General features: G+C 36.0%; 19 protein-coding genes and 1 tRNA gene. 13 read left to right on the top strand and 7 right to left on the bottom strand.

Annotated features, from left to right (window positions below):
• Nucleotides 1–9 precede the first annotated feature (9 nt).
• The 4 genes from STYK_RS06765 to STYK_RS06750 all read left to right on the top strand — a co-directional run bounded on the left by STYK_RS06765 (nucleotide 10) and on the right by STYK_RS06750 (nucleotide 3,731).
• Nucleotides 10–702, top strand: coding sequence for a 5'-methylthioadenosine/adenosylhomocysteine nucleosidase (locus STYK_RS06765; protein ID WP_049544051.1), 693 nt, complete (start codon nucleotides 10–12; stop codon nucleotides 700–702).
• 76 nt (nucleotides 703–778) lie between these two features.
• Nucleotides 779–1,270 (top strand): chromosome segregation protein RocS, encoded by a 492-nt coding sequence (gene rocS / locus STYK_RS06760; protein WP_000021242.1) that lies wholly within the window; start codon nucleotides 779–781, stop codon nucleotides 1,268–1,270.
• 98 nt (nucleotides 1,271–1,368) lie between these two features.
• Complete coding sequence (locus STYK_RS06755; RefSeq protein WP_261065272.1) at nucleotides 1,369–1,959, top strand: 3'-5' exonuclease; 591 nt, start codon at nucleotides 1,369–1,371, stop codon at nucleotides 1,957–1,959.
• 8 nt (nucleotides 1,960–1,967) lie between these two features.
• Complete coding sequence (locus STYK_RS06750; RefSeq protein WP_261065271.1) at nucleotides 1,968–3,731, top strand: glycerophosphodiester phosphodiesterase; 1,764 nt, start codon at nucleotides 1,968–1,970, stop codon at nucleotides 3,729–3,731.
• Between the two features lie 69 nt (nucleotides 3,732–3,800).
• Here the strand turns inward: STYK_RS06750 and STYK_RS06745 are convergent, their stop codons facing one another.
• From STYK_RS06745 to STYK_RS06725, 5 genes are all read right to left on the bottom strand, one after another.
• The gene (locus STYK_RS06745; protein WP_042900806.1) at nucleotides 3,801–4,100 is read right to left on the bottom strand and encodes a YbaB/EbfC family nucleoid-associated protein; all 300 of its coding nucleotides are present in this window, start codon (nucleotides 4,098–4,100) and stop codon (nucleotides 3,801–3,803) included.
• Between the two features lie 221 nt (nucleotides 4,101–4,321).
• Nucleotides 4,322–5,368, bottom strand: a complete 1,047-nt coding sequence (locus STYK_RS06740) for a DUF6287 domain-containing protein (RefSeq protein ID WP_261065270.1) — start codon at nucleotides 5,366–5,368, stop codon at nucleotides 4,322–4,324.
• A 4-nt stretch (nucleotides 5,369–5,372) separates the two neighbouring features.
• Nucleotides 5,373–5,837 (bottom strand): hypothetical protein, encoded by a 465-nt coding sequence (locus STYK_RS06735; RefSeq protein ID WP_261056890.1) that lies wholly within the window; start codon nucleotides 5,835–5,837, stop codon nucleotides 5,373–5,375.
• A gap of 33 nt (nucleotides 5,838–5,870) precedes the next feature.
• Entirely contained in the window at nucleotides 5,871–6,854 is a 984-nt protein-coding gene (locus STYK_RS06730) for an N-acetylmuramoyl-L-alanine amidase family protein (protein ID WP_261065268.1), read from the bottom strand.
• Between the two features lie 201 nt (nucleotides 6,855–7,055).
• Nucleotides 7,056–7,643, bottom strand: a complete 588-nt coding sequence (locus tag STYK_RS06725) for a recombinase family protein (protein WP_261065267.1) — start codon at nucleotides 7,641–7,643, stop codon at nucleotides 7,056–7,058.
• 448 nt (nucleotides 7,644–8,091) lie between these two features.
• Between STYK_RS06725 and STYK_RS10310 the strand changes: the two genes are divergently transcribed.
• Entirely contained in the window at nucleotides 8,092–8,622 is a 531-nt protein-coding gene (locus tag STYK_RS10310; RefSeq protein ID WP_420012818.1) for a helix-turn-helix domain-containing protein, read from the top strand.
• A 57-nt stretch (nucleotides 8,623–8,679) separates the two neighbouring features.
• Here the strand turns inward: STYK_RS10310 and STYK_RS06710 are convergent, their stop codons facing one another.
• Together STYK_RS06710 and STYK_RS06705 are read right to left on the bottom strand one after the other, a co-directional pair.
• Nucleotides 8,680–8,922, bottom strand: a complete 243-nt coding sequence (locus tag STYK_RS06710; protein WP_000710764.1) for a type B 50S ribosomal protein L31 — start codon at nucleotides 8,920–8,922, stop codon at nucleotides 8,680–8,682.
• Between the two features lie 95 nt (nucleotides 8,923–9,017).
• Nucleotides 9,018–9,953 (bottom strand): DHH family phosphoesterase, encoded by a 936-nt coding sequence (locus tag STYK_RS06705; protein WP_261065263.1) that lies wholly within the window; start codon nucleotides 9,951–9,953, stop codon nucleotides 9,018–9,020.
• Between the two features lie 103 nt (nucleotides 9,954–10,056).
• Here STYK_RS06705 and STYK_RS06700 point away from each other — a divergent pair, with 103 nt between their 5' ends.
• The 8 genes from STYK_RS06700 (at nucleotide 10,057) to STYK_RS06665 (ending at nucleotide 14,503) form a co-directional block, all read left to right on the top strand.
• Nucleotides 10,057–10,500: a flavodoxin gene (locus tag STYK_RS06700; protein ID WP_001162128.1), complete on the top strand. Its 444-nt coding sequence runs from the start codon at nucleotides 10,057–10,059 to the stop codon at nucleotides 10,498–10,500.
• 115 nt (nucleotides 10,501–10,615) lie between these two features.
• Nucleotides 10,616–10,882 (top strand): chorismate mutase, encoded by a 267-nt coding sequence (locus STYK_RS06695; RefSeq protein ID WP_000362435.1) that lies wholly within the window; start codon nucleotides 10,616–10,618, stop codon nucleotides 10,880–10,882.
• Nucleotides 10,879–11,253, top strand: coding sequence for a fluoride efflux transporter CrcB (gene crcB / locus STYK_RS06690; RefSeq protein WP_261220755.1), 375 nt, complete (start codon nucleotides 10,879–10,881; stop codon nucleotides 11,251–11,253). Before STYK_RS06695 ends, crcB (STYK_RS06690) begins: the two co-directional genes overlap by 4 nt.
• Nucleotides 11,247–11,576, top strand: a complete 330-nt coding sequence (gene crcB / locus STYK_RS06685; protein WP_261220752.1) for a fluoride efflux transporter CrcB — start codon at nucleotides 11,247–11,249, stop codon at nucleotides 11,574–11,576. Before crcB (STYK_RS06690) ends, crcB (STYK_RS06685) begins: the two co-directional genes overlap by 7 nt.
• Nucleotides 11,577–11,694: 118 nt before the next feature.
• A complete protein-coding gene (gene rplS / locus STYK_RS06680; protein WP_001068669.1) occupies nucleotides 11,695–12,042 on the top strand; it encodes a 50S ribosomal protein L19 in 348 nt (115 codons plus the stop codon).
• A 42-nt stretch (nucleotides 12,043–12,084) separates the two neighbouring features.
• Nucleotides 12,085–12,156, top strand: a tRNA-Arg gene (locus STYK_RS06675).
• Between the two features lie 693 nt (nucleotides 12,157–12,849).
• Entirely contained in the window at nucleotides 12,850–13,716 is an 867-nt protein-coding gene (locus tag STYK_RS06670; RefSeq protein WP_125393585.1) for a helix-turn-helix domain-containing protein, read from the top strand.
• A gap of 229 nt (nucleotides 13,717–13,945) precedes the next feature.
• Nucleotides 13,946–14,503: a CYTH domain-containing protein gene (locus STYK_RS06665; RefSeq protein ID WP_261804747.1), complete on the top strand. Its 558-nt coding sequence runs from the start codon at nucleotides 13,946–13,948 to the stop codon at nucleotides 14,501–14,503.
• Nucleotides 14,504–14,693: the final 190 nt, after the last annotated feature.

The following is a 14,693-nucleotide window of genomic DNA, read 5'->3' as shown; positions in this document are numbered from 1 at the left end:
GGAATTGAAATGAAAATAGGAATTATTGCGGCTATGCCAGAAGAACTGGCGTATCTGGTCCAGCATTTGGACAATGCCCAGGAGCAAATTGTTTTAGGCAATACCTATCACACAGGAACCATTGCTTCTCATGAAGTCGTTCTTGTAGAAAGTGGAATTGGTAAGGTGATGTCTGCTATGAGTGTAGCTATTTTAGCTGATCATTTTCAAGTGGATGCTGTGATTAATACGGGATCAGCTGGGGCAGTAGCAGAAGGTATTGCTGTTGGGGATGTTGTGATTGCTGACAAATTAGCCTATCATGATGTGGATGTCACAGCATTTGGCTATGCTTATGGACAAATGGCACAACAACCGCTTTATTTTGAATCAGATAAAACCTTTGTTGCTAAAATTCAAGAGAGTCTATCTCAATTGGACCAGAACTGGCATCTTGGATTGATTGCTACAGGAGATAGTTTTGTCGCAGGAAATGATAAGATAGAAGCGATTAAGTCCCATTTTCCAGATGTTTTGGCTGTTGAGATGGAGGGGGCGGCTATTGCTCAGGCAGCGCATGCCCTTAATCTTCCAGTCTTAGTCATCCGAGCTATGAGTGATAATGCCAACCATGAAGCAAACATCTCTTTTGATGAGTTTATTATCGAAGCTGGACGTCGCTCTGCCCAAGTCTTATTAGCTTTTTTGAAGGCCTTAGATTAAGCGAAAATTTGACAGTTTTTCTAGCTTATGATAAGATTTAAGTAAAGAAAAGCTAGAAAACGTTTCAGAGGATATTATGAGTATTGAAATGACCGTCAGTGAGATTGCAGAGGTCTTAGGATTATCTCGCCAAGCAATCAATAACCGTGTCAAAGAATTACCAGAAGAAGATACAGATAAAAATGACAAAGGGGTAACAGTCGTTACCAGAAGTGGCTTGATTAAGCTAGAAGAAATCTATAAAAAAACGATTTTTGAAGATGAGCCTGTCAGTGAAGATGTCAAGCAACGTGAACTGATGGAGATTCTGGTTGATGAGAAGAATGCAGAAATTCTTCGTCTCTATGAACAATTAAAAGCCAAGGATCGTCAGTTATCAGAAAAAGACGAGCAGATGCGTATCAAAGACCGTCAGATTGCTGAGAAAGACAAACAACTCGATCAGCAGCAACAATTGACTCTTCAAGCAATGAAGGATCAAGAAAATCTTAAGCTAGAGCTGGACCAAGCAAAAGAAGAAGTCCAATCAACTAAGAAAGGCTTTTTTGCTCGTTTATTTGGAGGATAATCAAGGAGCTGTTTAGGTCAAATGCTAACCTGATGGCTTCTTTTGTTTCTAAATAGTATAGTTGCTCAAGTAAAATAACAGTATAGGAGAGGTAGAAAATGGAACGATTAGAAGATTACATTGCTTTCGATTTAGAATTTAATCAGCACGAAGGACAAACACACTTGATCCAAGTATCGGCAGTGCGTTTTAGAGATGGTCGGGAAATCGATGCCTATGATTCCTATGTTCATACCAGTGTGCCTCTAAAAAGTTTTATCAATGGTTTGACTGGGATTACAGCCGAGACCTTAAAAGATGCTCCTCCAGTGGAGGAAGTCATAAAAGATTTCCAAGAGTTTGTGGGTTCTTTACCCATGGTTGGATACAATGCTGCTAAAAGTGATTTGCCTATTTTAGCGGATCATGGTTTAGACTACAGCCTGCAGTACAAGGTGGATCTGTATGATGAAGCCTTTGAACGTCGGAGTTCGGATTTACATGGTATTGCCAATCTCAAATTGCAAACCGTTGCCTCGTTTCTTGGATTTCAAGGTCAGTCCCATAATAGCTTGGAGGATGCTCGTATGACAGCGCGTGTTTACGAGTCCTTTCTAGAGTCGGATCAAGCTAGAGAATTGTTAGGGGCAGAAAGTAGCCTCTCGAATAATCCTTTTGGAGGCTTGGACTTGTCTCAATTATTTGACTAGGAGTGCCTATGAAACCTGAAAAACCTAAAAATCTAGGTTTTAAGCAGATATACTTTAATCTAGATAAAATACTCTTTCTTTTCTTCTTGACTTTCATGATGATTGAGTTTGTATGGTTACCGTCAAATTCTTGGATTGCTGGACTTTTGCTCCGTCAGACAGGTTATCTCTTTCTATCCTACAACAATATTTTTGCCATTATAAAGGGTTCTCCCTTTGTTAGTCTTGCTTTATTTGTTCTGGTAATCGTTAATTTACTGATTGCCTATTACCAGATAGGACTTCTCTTTATTGGTGCTCGTCATTTATTATGTCATGAAAAGAGAACCTTGCTAGAGTACAGTCGCAAGGTCTTTCATCAAAGTTTCTTGTTTATGAAGCAAGTGACGCTTTCCAAGATAGCCTTTATCTTCTTTTATGTCATGATGCTCTTTCCATTGATTCGAAAGATTTTAAAGATTTACTACCTAAATAAAATTGTCATTCCAGACTTTATCGTTGATTATGTGGAAGACAAGTATTGGCTAGTAGGTATAGTGGTTACTATTTTGGCTTTACTTCTATTTTACATTTCAGTGCGTTTCATGTTTGCTCTACCTCAGCTTTTATTTGAGAAGAAAACAGTCAAAGAAGCAGTCAGATACAGTCTAGAGAAGACAAGAAAGCACTCTTGGTTTTATATTTGGAACTTGCTTTGGATTATCGTCAAAACATACCTATTTTTCATTCTTTTATTGATTCCAATCTTGGCAAGTCAGGCACTAATGGATGGTTTGACCCATAAGGAATCTCTTGTGCTGGGAATTATCAACTTTGTCTTGATTAAGAATTTCCACTATATGGCCTTGACTTACTTTCTCATTAAATTTGTTTCATTCTTGACAGGAGAAGAATTAGAAATCACACCAAGGAGAAAGAAAGACCACTGGATGAGATGGGGAGTGATGGGCTGTGCTGGTATCTTTTTCGCTCTTGAGGGTTATGTTTATTTGGAAGCTCCAGTTGCACATAAACCTTTAGTTATTTCTCACAGAGGAGTATCTAATAAGAATGGTGTCCAAAATACTGTCCAATCGCTAGAAAAGACAGCCCAACTAGAACCAGACTTTGTTGAGACGGATGTTCAGGAAACAAAAGATGGCCAGTTTGTCATGATGCATGATGCTAATATCAAGCATTTGACAGGAGTTAATGCCAATCCTCAGGATTTAACTTTGGAGGAATTAACCAAACTTAATATTTCTGAAAATGGCTATCAGAGTAAGGTGTCTAGTTTTGATGCTTATCTCAACAAAGCCAATGAATTGCATCAAAAACTTCTTATTGAAATTAAAACAAGTCGAAAAGATAGTCCAGATATGATGAAACGCTTTATGGACAAATATGGAGCCATCATTAAGCAGAATGGTCACCAAATGCAGTCCTTAGACTACCATGTGATTGATCAGGTGTTGGCCTACGATTCACAAATTCCAGTCTATTTCATTTTGCCTTACAATAGTATTTTTCCAAGAACCAAAGCCACAGGTTACACTATGGAGTATTCAACCTTGGATGAAAATTTTGTCAACAAGCTTTGGAATACGGATCAGAAATTGTACGTGTGGACCATCAATAGTTCAGAGTCCTTTGATAAATCTGTTCAGCTAGGAGCTGATGGCATGATAACAGATGATTTGGAAATGGTTCAAGAGCAAGTTACCATTGCCCAAGAAGACCCAGAGTACACGGATTTACTGTTTAAACAGGCGATGGAATTCTTCAATTTTTAGTAACAAAAAAGAGGAACAGTTGTTCCTCCCACGATAGGTAAGTATTCTCTTGAATGCTTGTTTTTTTAATTAGAATGGTAATTTCCCAGCGAAAGCACCCAGTTTTTTCTTGGTAGTTTCATCGATTTGTTCAAGAGCAGAGTTGATGGCTTGAACGGTCATATCTGAAAGAGTTTCAAGATCTTCTGGATCAACAACAGCTGGATTAAAGTCAATGCTGATAACTTTCTTATCTCCAGTCAAGGTCGCTTGAACAAGGTCTTGAGCAGATTTGCCAACAAATTGCATAGCAGCAAGTTCAGCTTGGCTTTGTTCCATTTGTTTTTGAAGTTTTTGTGCTTGGCGCATCATGTTTTGCATATTCATCATGGTGATTTATAGTTTCCTTTTATCTTATTTTCCTTTTTATTTTATCAATTTTGATGTTAAAAGTCTAATCTTTTTCAGAGTGAATTCATCAAGTATTGATAGGGATGTAAAGATAATAAAAATATAGGATAAATATTCTAAGAAAATAAGAATATTTATCCTATATGTATTTATGAAAAGTTAATAGATATTTTATGAACTAGTTTAAGAGTCTACCAAGACTATTCTACCTTATAGAAAAATCCCTCAGTACTACCATTGATAAGTTGGTGTCCAAACCATAAGCGGTCTTGTGTGATATCAGATGAGTCGGTATAGCCATTATCTGTAGAAGAGGTGACAGACATAGTTAAAGAAACTCCAGCTGGTAAAAAGGCAATAGCTGTACCAGCACCTCCATCTTTAGAAACAGAATTTGCCTTAAGATAGTGGTCAATTTCTTTAGCATGTTCAATTGAAATTTTAGACTTATCACTTACTAAACCATTTTTGTCGAAAGTAAATTCAATACCTGAACGATTCCTCCAAGTTCCTGAGACACTAGAAAAATCCCCATTTTGAATTGCAGAAATATCCATCCCTTTGCTTTCTGACGGAAGGCTAGTTTCTCCATTTATGAGACTTGTGACAGACTTCCAAGAGAAAGATCTTATATCAAGGGAAGGTGGTTTTGTCCCCAGTCCCTCTTCTGTATCTGATTCGCTAATTAACTCTAACCGTGTTCCATCCTGATTTAACTTGTATAGTTTAACTTGGATTTGATTAGTAGATACACGGGTAGATAATTGGAAATAGCCATTTTCTAAAGGATTAAAATGTACTCGCTCTCCAATAAAATCCAGATTATTTTCTGCATTGGTCAGTCGAATAACTTCCCCATTTTTTAGAGTTCGAATATCTAATAAATCGTAATAGTTAGAATCCGTTTTAAGGGCAACCAAAAGTTCGTCCGTACCATTTTGGTCTAAATCATACAAGCTGTATTGTAGTCCAGAGTATTCTTTAGGATAAGTATTTTTTAAGTTTGCTTTTGAATTGAGCTCTTTAGGTGAAGCTGATGAACCATCTAATACTTTGGCATATTCTTTAAGGACAGGATTATATAGGGTGTAATCATTTTTCTTCTCTTCCGATGTGGAAGTAGTTGAACTAGTACTGGAAGCAGTCGCTTCAGAACTTGCTGAGGGAGTGTTTTCACTCTGATGTTGGCAAGCCGTTAAAATAGAGATAGCTAAAATACTGATACTGAATAGAAATAATTTTTTCATGTATTTAATCTTGCAATTCTAAACCTTGGGCATCTTGATGCCATTTGCTACCAGTTTTGGACGTTAAAACTTGAATAGTAATCATAATATTCCAAATAGCATTTGCCAGTAAAACAAATGGCAATAAAATAGGAATGATTGCTAACAGAGTTATGCCGATACGCTTGTATCCTTGTTTAGCATTTCCAATGTAAAAATCGTAGCCCCCAAGTTCTCCTAAAAATAGTGCAAATAAGGCTGCAGCCAGTTTAGATTTATCGCTCACTCCATTTGAATGTTGAGTAGAGTTAACTGGAGAACTGTTATCTATTTTTGAAACAATATACTCGTCACCGTTTTGATAAAATTCTACATAATCACCTACTCGTGGTTCAAAACCAAAACTTTTTCTTGAAATTGCAGTAAATTGACCATTATCACCTTTTCCAACATAAACTGTTTCGTCTTCAATTTTTATAACTTTGTTCATTTAATTGTCTCCTTAATCTATTTCTATTGTATGTTAAACCCACTCACCGTTGTAATTGACACGATAGCCATCAGGGGTCGTTGTATTGATTGCTAGTGCACCAGAGCTATAAGCATAGTACCATTTACCAGATACCTTCATCCAACCAGTTTTCATTGCACCTGAGTTTTGAAGATAGTACCAGTTACCGTTATCTTTTAGCCAGCCAGTCTTCATTGCACCTGATCCGTCGAGATAGTACCAGCTACCATCTTTTACCCAGCCTGTTTGCATCCAACCAGAGTTATCAAAACGATACCAAACACCATTGATTTTTTCCCAGTCATTAGTTGTATAGGAACCGTCGGCGTGTTTATACCACCAACGAGAACCAGATTGTACCCAACTACCTGAGATATTAGAATTCGAACCTGATTGAGTTGTTGTATTCGTATTTGAATTTGTTGAAGGATTTCCGATAGTCACCTCTTTTCTAACTTTAAAGACACGTTTTCTTGTATCAGTTAAGTCACCGTAAGGCGAACCAGCCTCTCCAGACATCTCCAAGATATAAATTCCAGCAGGAAACTGTCTGATATCGAAAACATCACCTTTAAATTGATTGCTATAAAATAAAGGTTCTAAAAATTGATCACTGACATCTTTAGTAAGGCCACTAAAAATGACATCATTATTATGTTGGTACACAATCTTTCCACTAGCCTTATCAATTAGAGTAACATTTCCTCTAGCTGCATTATCTCCTCCGTGAGGTAGTGGCTCTGAGAGTACACCTTCAAAATTAAATCCAAAATGATGAATTTTAACCTTTGTAATTGTTGCTTCTATTTGTTTTTCACTTTGAAAGTTTTCAGGTGTATGGATCGCCGTAGTTGAATTGTTGACTGATTCACTTGAAACACTGTCTGTAAGAGCGTGTTCACTAGTGGAAGCATGATTAATTATAATAAAGCTACTTCCGAAGAGTGTTAGACTGGATATAGTTGCAAGTGTAAATTTTTTAGTTTGTTTGTGCATTCATTTAATACTCCCTATTTTTATTTGTTGTAAAGTAATCAGTTTGTCCTAAAACTTAGACTTTTTTGGACAAACTTGATAGAATGGTAGTGTAATAATAATCGGTCAAAATACGGGATTTTATAACCTTTTTTCTAGCGAAATTGGTGCTAAAATAAAGTGTATTTCCTGTCCAAAAAATCCTAGGTTTTTTGACAGGAACTATGAATTTTTTATCCAATTATGAAAAGTACTTTTTGATACTCCTAAGATATCTGCACCTTCACGTAAGGTTATTTCTTTTTTCTTATATTTAGCTATCACATCAGGGAGATTATTCGGGACAATCAATTTTGGTCTGCCGAATTTTTTCCCTTTTTTCTTTGCTTCCCGTATTCCTTCCATTTGTCTTTGTTTGATTTGTTCTCTTTCAAACTGTGCCACATAAGACAGAACTTGCAAAACGATATCGGAGATTAGCTTTCCTGTGATATTATCAGTGCTATTCTTTGTGTTTAATAAGGGGAAATCTAAAACAGTTATATTTACTTTCTTTTTCTTAGTAATTGATTGCCACTGTTCTAAAATTTCATCATAGTTTCTTCCCAATCTATCAATTGATTTAATAACTAATTCATCATTCTCCTTCAAGGTAGTTAATAATTTTTGATATTCTATTCTGTCAAAATCCTTTCCTGAAACATAATCAATAAAAATATTTTCTTTTGGTAATTTGTTTTCTACCAAGGCTGAAAATTGTCTATCGATATTTTGTTCTCTTGTAGATACACGAACATAACCGTAACGCATAAGGCTACCACCTATCTTTTTATCTCTATTTTAGACGAAAAGAAAACTACCGCCCATAATGAGTGGTAGTTTGGTGTACTCTTTGCTACTGTATTTTTTGCCAAGATTTTGTCTTGGATGCGTGAATAGTAGTGTTGGATAAAAAATTTTAAGGACTTAAAATCCTTTTAAACCAACCTTTTTGATGTTTACAAAAATTAAAAACAGTATGTTCAATTTTTGCATGTTCATCATGGTGATTTACAGTTTCCTTTTATCTTATTTTCTTTCCTATTTTATCAATTTTGATGTCAAAAGTCTAATCTTTTTCTGGGAGAATCTAAGAATTGTGCTTGGGGTAACTTCTCAAAGTAACTTCCACTTGGCTAGCCGAAGTGGAAATTAGTCTAAAACGGATTTTTATGGTGGAATTAAGTATGAGACATTTGAGTTAGAAATGAGGTCCACTATGACAAAACATAAACACCTTACCCTTTCAGACCGTAATGATATCCAATTAGGTTTAGAGCGCGGTGAAACCTTCAAAGCTATCGGGCAACTTATTCTAAAAGACCCGACTACTGTTTCTAAAGAAGTCAAACGAAATAAACAAATTAGAGACTCTACTTCTAACAATCTTCCTTGCCCTCTACTCGATAAAGCTCCCTTTGTCTGTAATGATTGCTACGATATGAAATTGTTCAAAATGAGTCGCAGAAATATCGGACAAGCTGGTAAAATCTTTGCTGACAGTGGTTATCAAGGACTCATGAAGATGTATTCACAAGCGCAAACTCCGAGGAAATCAAGCAAACTTAAGCCACTAACTCTTGAAGATAAATCCTATAATCATATGCTATCTAAAGAGAGAATCAAGGTTGAGAATATTTTTGCCAAAGTAAAAACGTTTAAAATGTTTTCAACAACCTATCGAAATCAACGTAAACGCTTTAGATTACGAATGAATTTGATTTTCGAAGAGTATGAGTTTGGAACATGAAAACAGCAGTTGATTTCAAGAAACAAAAAAGAACAGCCGAAACTGTTCTTTTTATCATTATTTGAGACCGTATTTTTTGTTGAAACGATCCACGCGTCCATCTGCTTGAGTGAACTTTTGACGTCCAGTGTAGAATGGGTGTGAGTCTGATGAAATTTCCACACGGATCAATGGGTAAGTTTCGCCTTCGAACTCAACTGTTTCGTTAGAGCGTTTTGTTGAACCGCTAAGGAATTGGTAACCAGTAGTTGTGTCCATGAAGACAACTGGGCGATATTCTGGATGGATATCTTTTTTCATTTTTCAATATTTCCTTTCTGCCATGGTCTCTTTGCGAGCCATAGATTGTTACCATACTAGTCTATCAGATTCTGAAAAGTTTGGCAAGTATTTTATCAGTTTTTAAGCAAGTTTTTTAACTTTTGGTAGATGATTTCATTTTCCTCAAGGCTATAGGAATTAGCACCGCTTGCTAGAGGGTGGCCTCCACCATCATGCTCCTTGGCAATTTCATTGATAGGATGGATTTTACTGCGTAAGCGGACACGGTAGTGGCCATCAGCCTGCTCTACAAAAATTCCCCAAAGACTAACACTTTCAATGCGCCCAGGTACACCGACAATGGCTGCAGTTTCCGCATCGGTAACATTGAATTGTTTCAAGATTTCCTGACTCAGGATAACGCGAGCTGCACCGTTTTCATCCACTTCCAGATGGTCGTAGATGTAGCCTTGAAGTTTAGCAATTTTGTAACTCATAGTGTCCATTTTGCGAGTGAGAGCCGCAAAGTCAAAGTTCTGTTCTCTCAGAGAGGCAGCTATGCGGAGGGTTCGTGCAGTGGTAGAAGGGTAGAGGAAACGACCTGTATCACCAACAATTCCTGCAAAGAGCAACTCCGCAGCACGATCTGACAAGGCCAGTTGGGTTGTTTGGGCAAATAGGGTAATCATCTCGCTAGCACTGCTAGAATTAGTATCCACCCAAGATAGGTCACCATATACATCATCATTTGGATGGTGGTCAATCTTAATGAGAAAATCACCTAGACTATAGCGCTTATCGTCAATACGAGCAGTGTTGGCTGTATCACAGACGATGACAAGAGCGCCTTGGTAGGCGCTATCTTCAACAAGATCCATTTCAGCCATCCAAGTGAGAGTTGGTTCATTAAAACCAACGACTTTGATGGTTTTTTCTGGAAAATGATGTTCCAGCAAGGCTTTCAATCCCACCTGACTTCCCAAGGCATCAGGGTCTGGTTTCATATGACGGTGAATGATAATCGTGTCGTATTCTTTGATTTTTTCTAAAATTTGATGGCAAATGTCCATAAATAACCTCAATTCTTTCTCATTTCATTGTAGCACAAGAATTTTTATTTTTAAAATGAAAAAGATGTGTTATAATGGAGAAAGATAAATTGAGGAGGACGATATGGCATTAGCAAAAATTGTATTTGCCAGTATGACCGGTAATACCGAAGAAATTGCAGATATTGTAGCAGACAAATTACGTGACTTGGGCTTGGATGTTGATGTTGATGAATGTACAACTGTTGACGCTTCAGACTTCTTGGAAGCAGACATCGCTATCGTTGCGACCTATACTTATGGTGATGGAGAATTGCCAGATGAGATGATGGACTTCTACGAAGACCTAGCAGACCTCAACTTGAATGGCAAAATCTACGGAGTTGTCGGCTCAGGTGATACCTTCTACGATGAATTCTGTAAGGCTGTTGATGACTTTGACCGTGTTTTTGTGTCAACAGGAGCAGAAAAAGGTTCAGAGTGTGTTAAAGTTGATCTTTCTGCCGAAGAAGAAGATATTGAACGCTTGGAACAATTCGCAGAAGAATTGGCTGCTAAAGTAGGATAAGCATAAAAGTGCGCTGATGCAATCAATCAGTGCATTTTTCTTATCGTGAGTTGGGATTTTACTAGCCTATTTGCTGGCTTTTTGATACAATAATTCAAATAAAGGAGGAGAATGTATGGATTTAGATATTATTCGTCAAGAAATTGATCAAATCGACGACCAAATTGTCAAACTATTAGAAGAACGAATGCATTTGGTTGAGGGTGTAGTTGCTTATAAGAAAGCATCAGGTAAGCCGATTTTAGATACCAAGAGAGAGGCAGTTATTTTTGAAAAAGTTAGAAGTCGTGTAGAGGACAAGCGATATCAGGAGACTATCGTCGCGACTTTTTCTGACATACTCAAACGTTCGCGTGATTATCAGGATCAAAACATCAAATGAAAAAAGAACAATTTTATCCGCTAGGAATTTTTTTAGCTGCCATGGTGGGCGGACTTGTCCGCTATCTAGTTTCCATCTGGTTACCAGCCAGTCCAGACTTTCCTTGGGGAACTCTCTTTGTCAACTATTTGGGCATTTTCTGCTTGGTCTATCTTGTCAAGGGCTATCTGGTCTATAAGGGGACTAGTAAGGGCTTGGTTTTAGCACTGGGTACAGGTTTTTGTGGAGGTTTAACAACCTTTTCTAGTCTAATGCTTGATGCTGTGAAACTGCTTGATACAGGGCGTTATCTTAGTTTGGTCCTGTATTTGCTTTTGAGCATCGGTGGAGGTTTGCTTTTGGCTTACTGTCTAGGGAGGAAAAAATGGTAATCATTTATCTTGCAATTGCTTGTGGCTGCGGAGCCCTAGTACGGTATTTCTTTTCCCTCTATAATCAAGCTTCTAAATTGCCAGTTGGAACGCTCGTAGCCAATCTTTTGGGTTGTTTTTTGATTGGATTATTCTACAATCATGTGGAGTCTAAGGAAGTCTATGCTATTCTAGCAACAGGATTTTGTGGAGGTTTGACGACTTTTTCGACCTTGAATGACGAACTCCAAAGACTGTTGAGTGATAAGAAGGTCTTTTATTCTTACCTGACTTTGACCTATTTAGGTGGTTTAGTTGCGATTTTTTTAGGAATTCTGCTATAAATTTCTTTACTTTTTTGTGGAAATTTGGTAAACTGTATCTTGTGTGTAATGGACGCACAAAAATACAGTTTATCCGCTGAGGAAGATTCCTCAAGATTGACAAAGATAGGAGAATAAAATGAATCCATTAATCCAAAGCTTGACTGAAGGTCAACTTCGTACAGATATCCCATCATTCCGTCCTGGTGACACTGTTCGTGTACACGCGAAAGTTGTCGAAGGTAACCGTGAACGTATCCAGATTTTTGAAGGTGTTGTTATCGCACGTAAAGGTGCTGGCATCTCAGAAAACTACACAGTTCGTAAAATCTCTAACGGTGTAGGTGTTGAGCGTATCTTCCCAATCCACACTCCACGTGTTGAAAAGATCGAAGTTGTTCGTTACGGTAAAGTACGTCGTGCGAAATTGTACTACTTGCGTGCTCTTCAAGGTAAAGCAGCTCGTATCAAAGAAATCCGTCGTTAATTCGACTAAAAAACTCTGCTCATTCAGCAGAGTTTTTATCTAGCTCCCTTAGTTCAATGGATATAACAACTCCCTCCTAAGGAGTAGTTGCTGGTTCGATTCCGGCAGGGGGCATTTTTAGAAATGTAAAGAAAGACAAAGAAAATTCAAAATGTTTATTTGAAGGCAATTATCACAAGTTCATTTTTAAAAATAATTTAGTATTTTTTGTCTTTTTGACCAAATCATGACCAAAAATTATATTTTGGTCAATGATTATAGAGCCTAATAAAGTGGATCAGCAAAGTAACTTTGATATCTATTAGTTTAAAAATAAAGACTTCCATTATTAGAATGTCCTTATTTTTATTATGGAATTGGACAAATGAGATAAAGGTTCAGAACTATGAACTCAGAAAGCAAGTACAAAGCTTTAAACAGCTTTCGAAAAGATTTGGTGTAGATTTTTCTGGCTAAGGTATGTGACAAGATGAATTGATTGTTATGAACTAGAGAGTGTAAAAAAATGGGGAAAATCGTTATTATTCTCCTGAATTTGATATGTTGTAAAAGACTATTTCTGGTCTGTTAAATCTATCAATAGCAAAATCTAAACGTGATAGTCTAACATCTAGTACATTTAACGTTAATAGTTTTATCAATCGTTTGAGTAAGAAAATCTCAAAAGAAGAAGGGATAGGTTTTCAAAAATAACCTATCTAGTCATTGCTTATATATAATTTGTATCTTTTGGTTTATTAATTTGTATTTAAAATTTAATCATGTTACAATTGAAATTGAAATCGAATAGAAAAGGAAAATGCAAATGTGGGCACACTATTAGCAACAAGATTAAAAAATAGACGAAAAGAATTAAAAATGTCTCAGCGAGAATTGGCTGAGGGGATATGTAAACAGGGACAGATTAGTCGATTAGAGAATGGAGAATTTACTCCAGGAGCCGACTTTTTATATGCTCTGTCTAAGAAGTTAAAAGTTAGTATAGATTATTTTTATAATGAGCAGATTGGAGAGGAGATTGATGAGCTACTAGAGTTTAAGAAGTTAGCCCAGACTTTTATCACAAATCGAAATTATGAGTCTTTGAAATATATATATGAACTAGAGAGTGTAAAGGTACATCGCTTGTCTCTAGTAGATAAGTTTTATATGGAGTGGATAAAATCTCTTATAGATTTTTATTTCTATGGGCAAAAAGAAGAGGCTGTGGCAAGATTGGAGAAGGTACTGTCTCAGTTAAATGTAACTGACCTGATCTACCTTCAAGTTGCAAATACTCTATTTAATTTTTATTATGATATTGAAGTTTTAGAGAGTTTTAATAAAATTCGAGAAAAGTTAGAGTGTCAAGTAAATCAACTCAAGTTAAACACAATCGAAGAATTAAACCTTTCTATTAAATTTAATTATAATGTTTGTCGCTATCTATGGTTGCAGAATAATACTGAAGAGGCTATTACTAAAATCACAGATACGATAAAGCAATGTAAGATGTATAGAACAACATATCTTTTGGCTGATTTGTATGTATTGATGGGAAATGTCAGTAAGAATTTTTCTTCTAAAGTTGCAGTAAAAGATTACTTTGAAACGGCTTATTTCCTATATAAGCTTGAGGGCAATATGTCAATGGCTCTAAAAATTGAGCATTACATTGCAGATCTAACAGAATAGTAAAGACGATGTTCATAAGCATCGTTTTTTCAGTCCAAAAGATACAAATATGTATTTAATGAAAATAAATAAAAAATATTATAAAAATTCTTGACAGTATTATATTGAAGTGCTAAAATGAGTGCAAGAAAATATTAGGCTTTTGTCCATAAAACATCTACAGAAACTTACTATAGACTGAGTGAATGTAAAGGGACTTCAGCCTTTGAAGAATTGAGAGGTAAAATTAATGAATGAATTAGAAGTTAGATTTGAACTCAACGATGAGAAAGATTATAATAATGCTATTTCATATTTAGAAAAATCTTATAAATTTAAGAGTGAAAATAAGCAAGTTGATGAATATTTTAAAATAAAAGGAAGAGAATTTGAAAATGATGAGGTATGTAGCTTTATCTACAGAATTCGTCAAGAAGCTGATAATAAAGCATGTGTTTTCACAAGAAAAGATACGATAAAACAAGGAATGTGGAGTGAAAGTGAAATAGAGTTAGAATCTGAAAAATTAGAATTTGTAAGGAATATCTTGCAAGATGGTTTTTCAAATATTTTCACAATAAGTAAACATAGAAAGACTTATCATGATGAATTAGAAAATAAAACGATTAATCTAGATAAGATTGATGGTCTTGGATTTTATCTTGAAATAGAGATTCTAGGAGATTTTTCAAAAGAAGATTATAATAATTTTTATGATAAAATGTGCGGAGAGTTCTCGTTTTTAAATTCAAAAATAGAAACAAAGGGCTATGTCCAATTAATGAGAGAAAAAAATGGACGTAATTGAAATTATCAAATAGTCTTGTTGGGATTGTTTACTCAATTGCTGGATTTGGAAGTTTGATAGCAGTAACCTTTCTTTCTACTTTTTTGAATAAGAAGGATCCCTTTAGGGATAGTGGTAAGTAATACTAAAGCCTCTTTGAGAGGCAAGTGACGAGTCAAGAGCAATAAGGCTTGAACAACGTGAAAGCCAG

The organism is Streptococcus toyakuensis (assembly GCF_024346585.1).
GTDB lineage: Bacteria > Bacillota > Bacilli > Lactobacillales > Streptococcaceae > Streptococcus > Streptococcus toyakuensis.
Note: the sequence above shows the minus strand (reverse complement) of the source record. Positions and strands in the feature narration are given on the sequence as shown.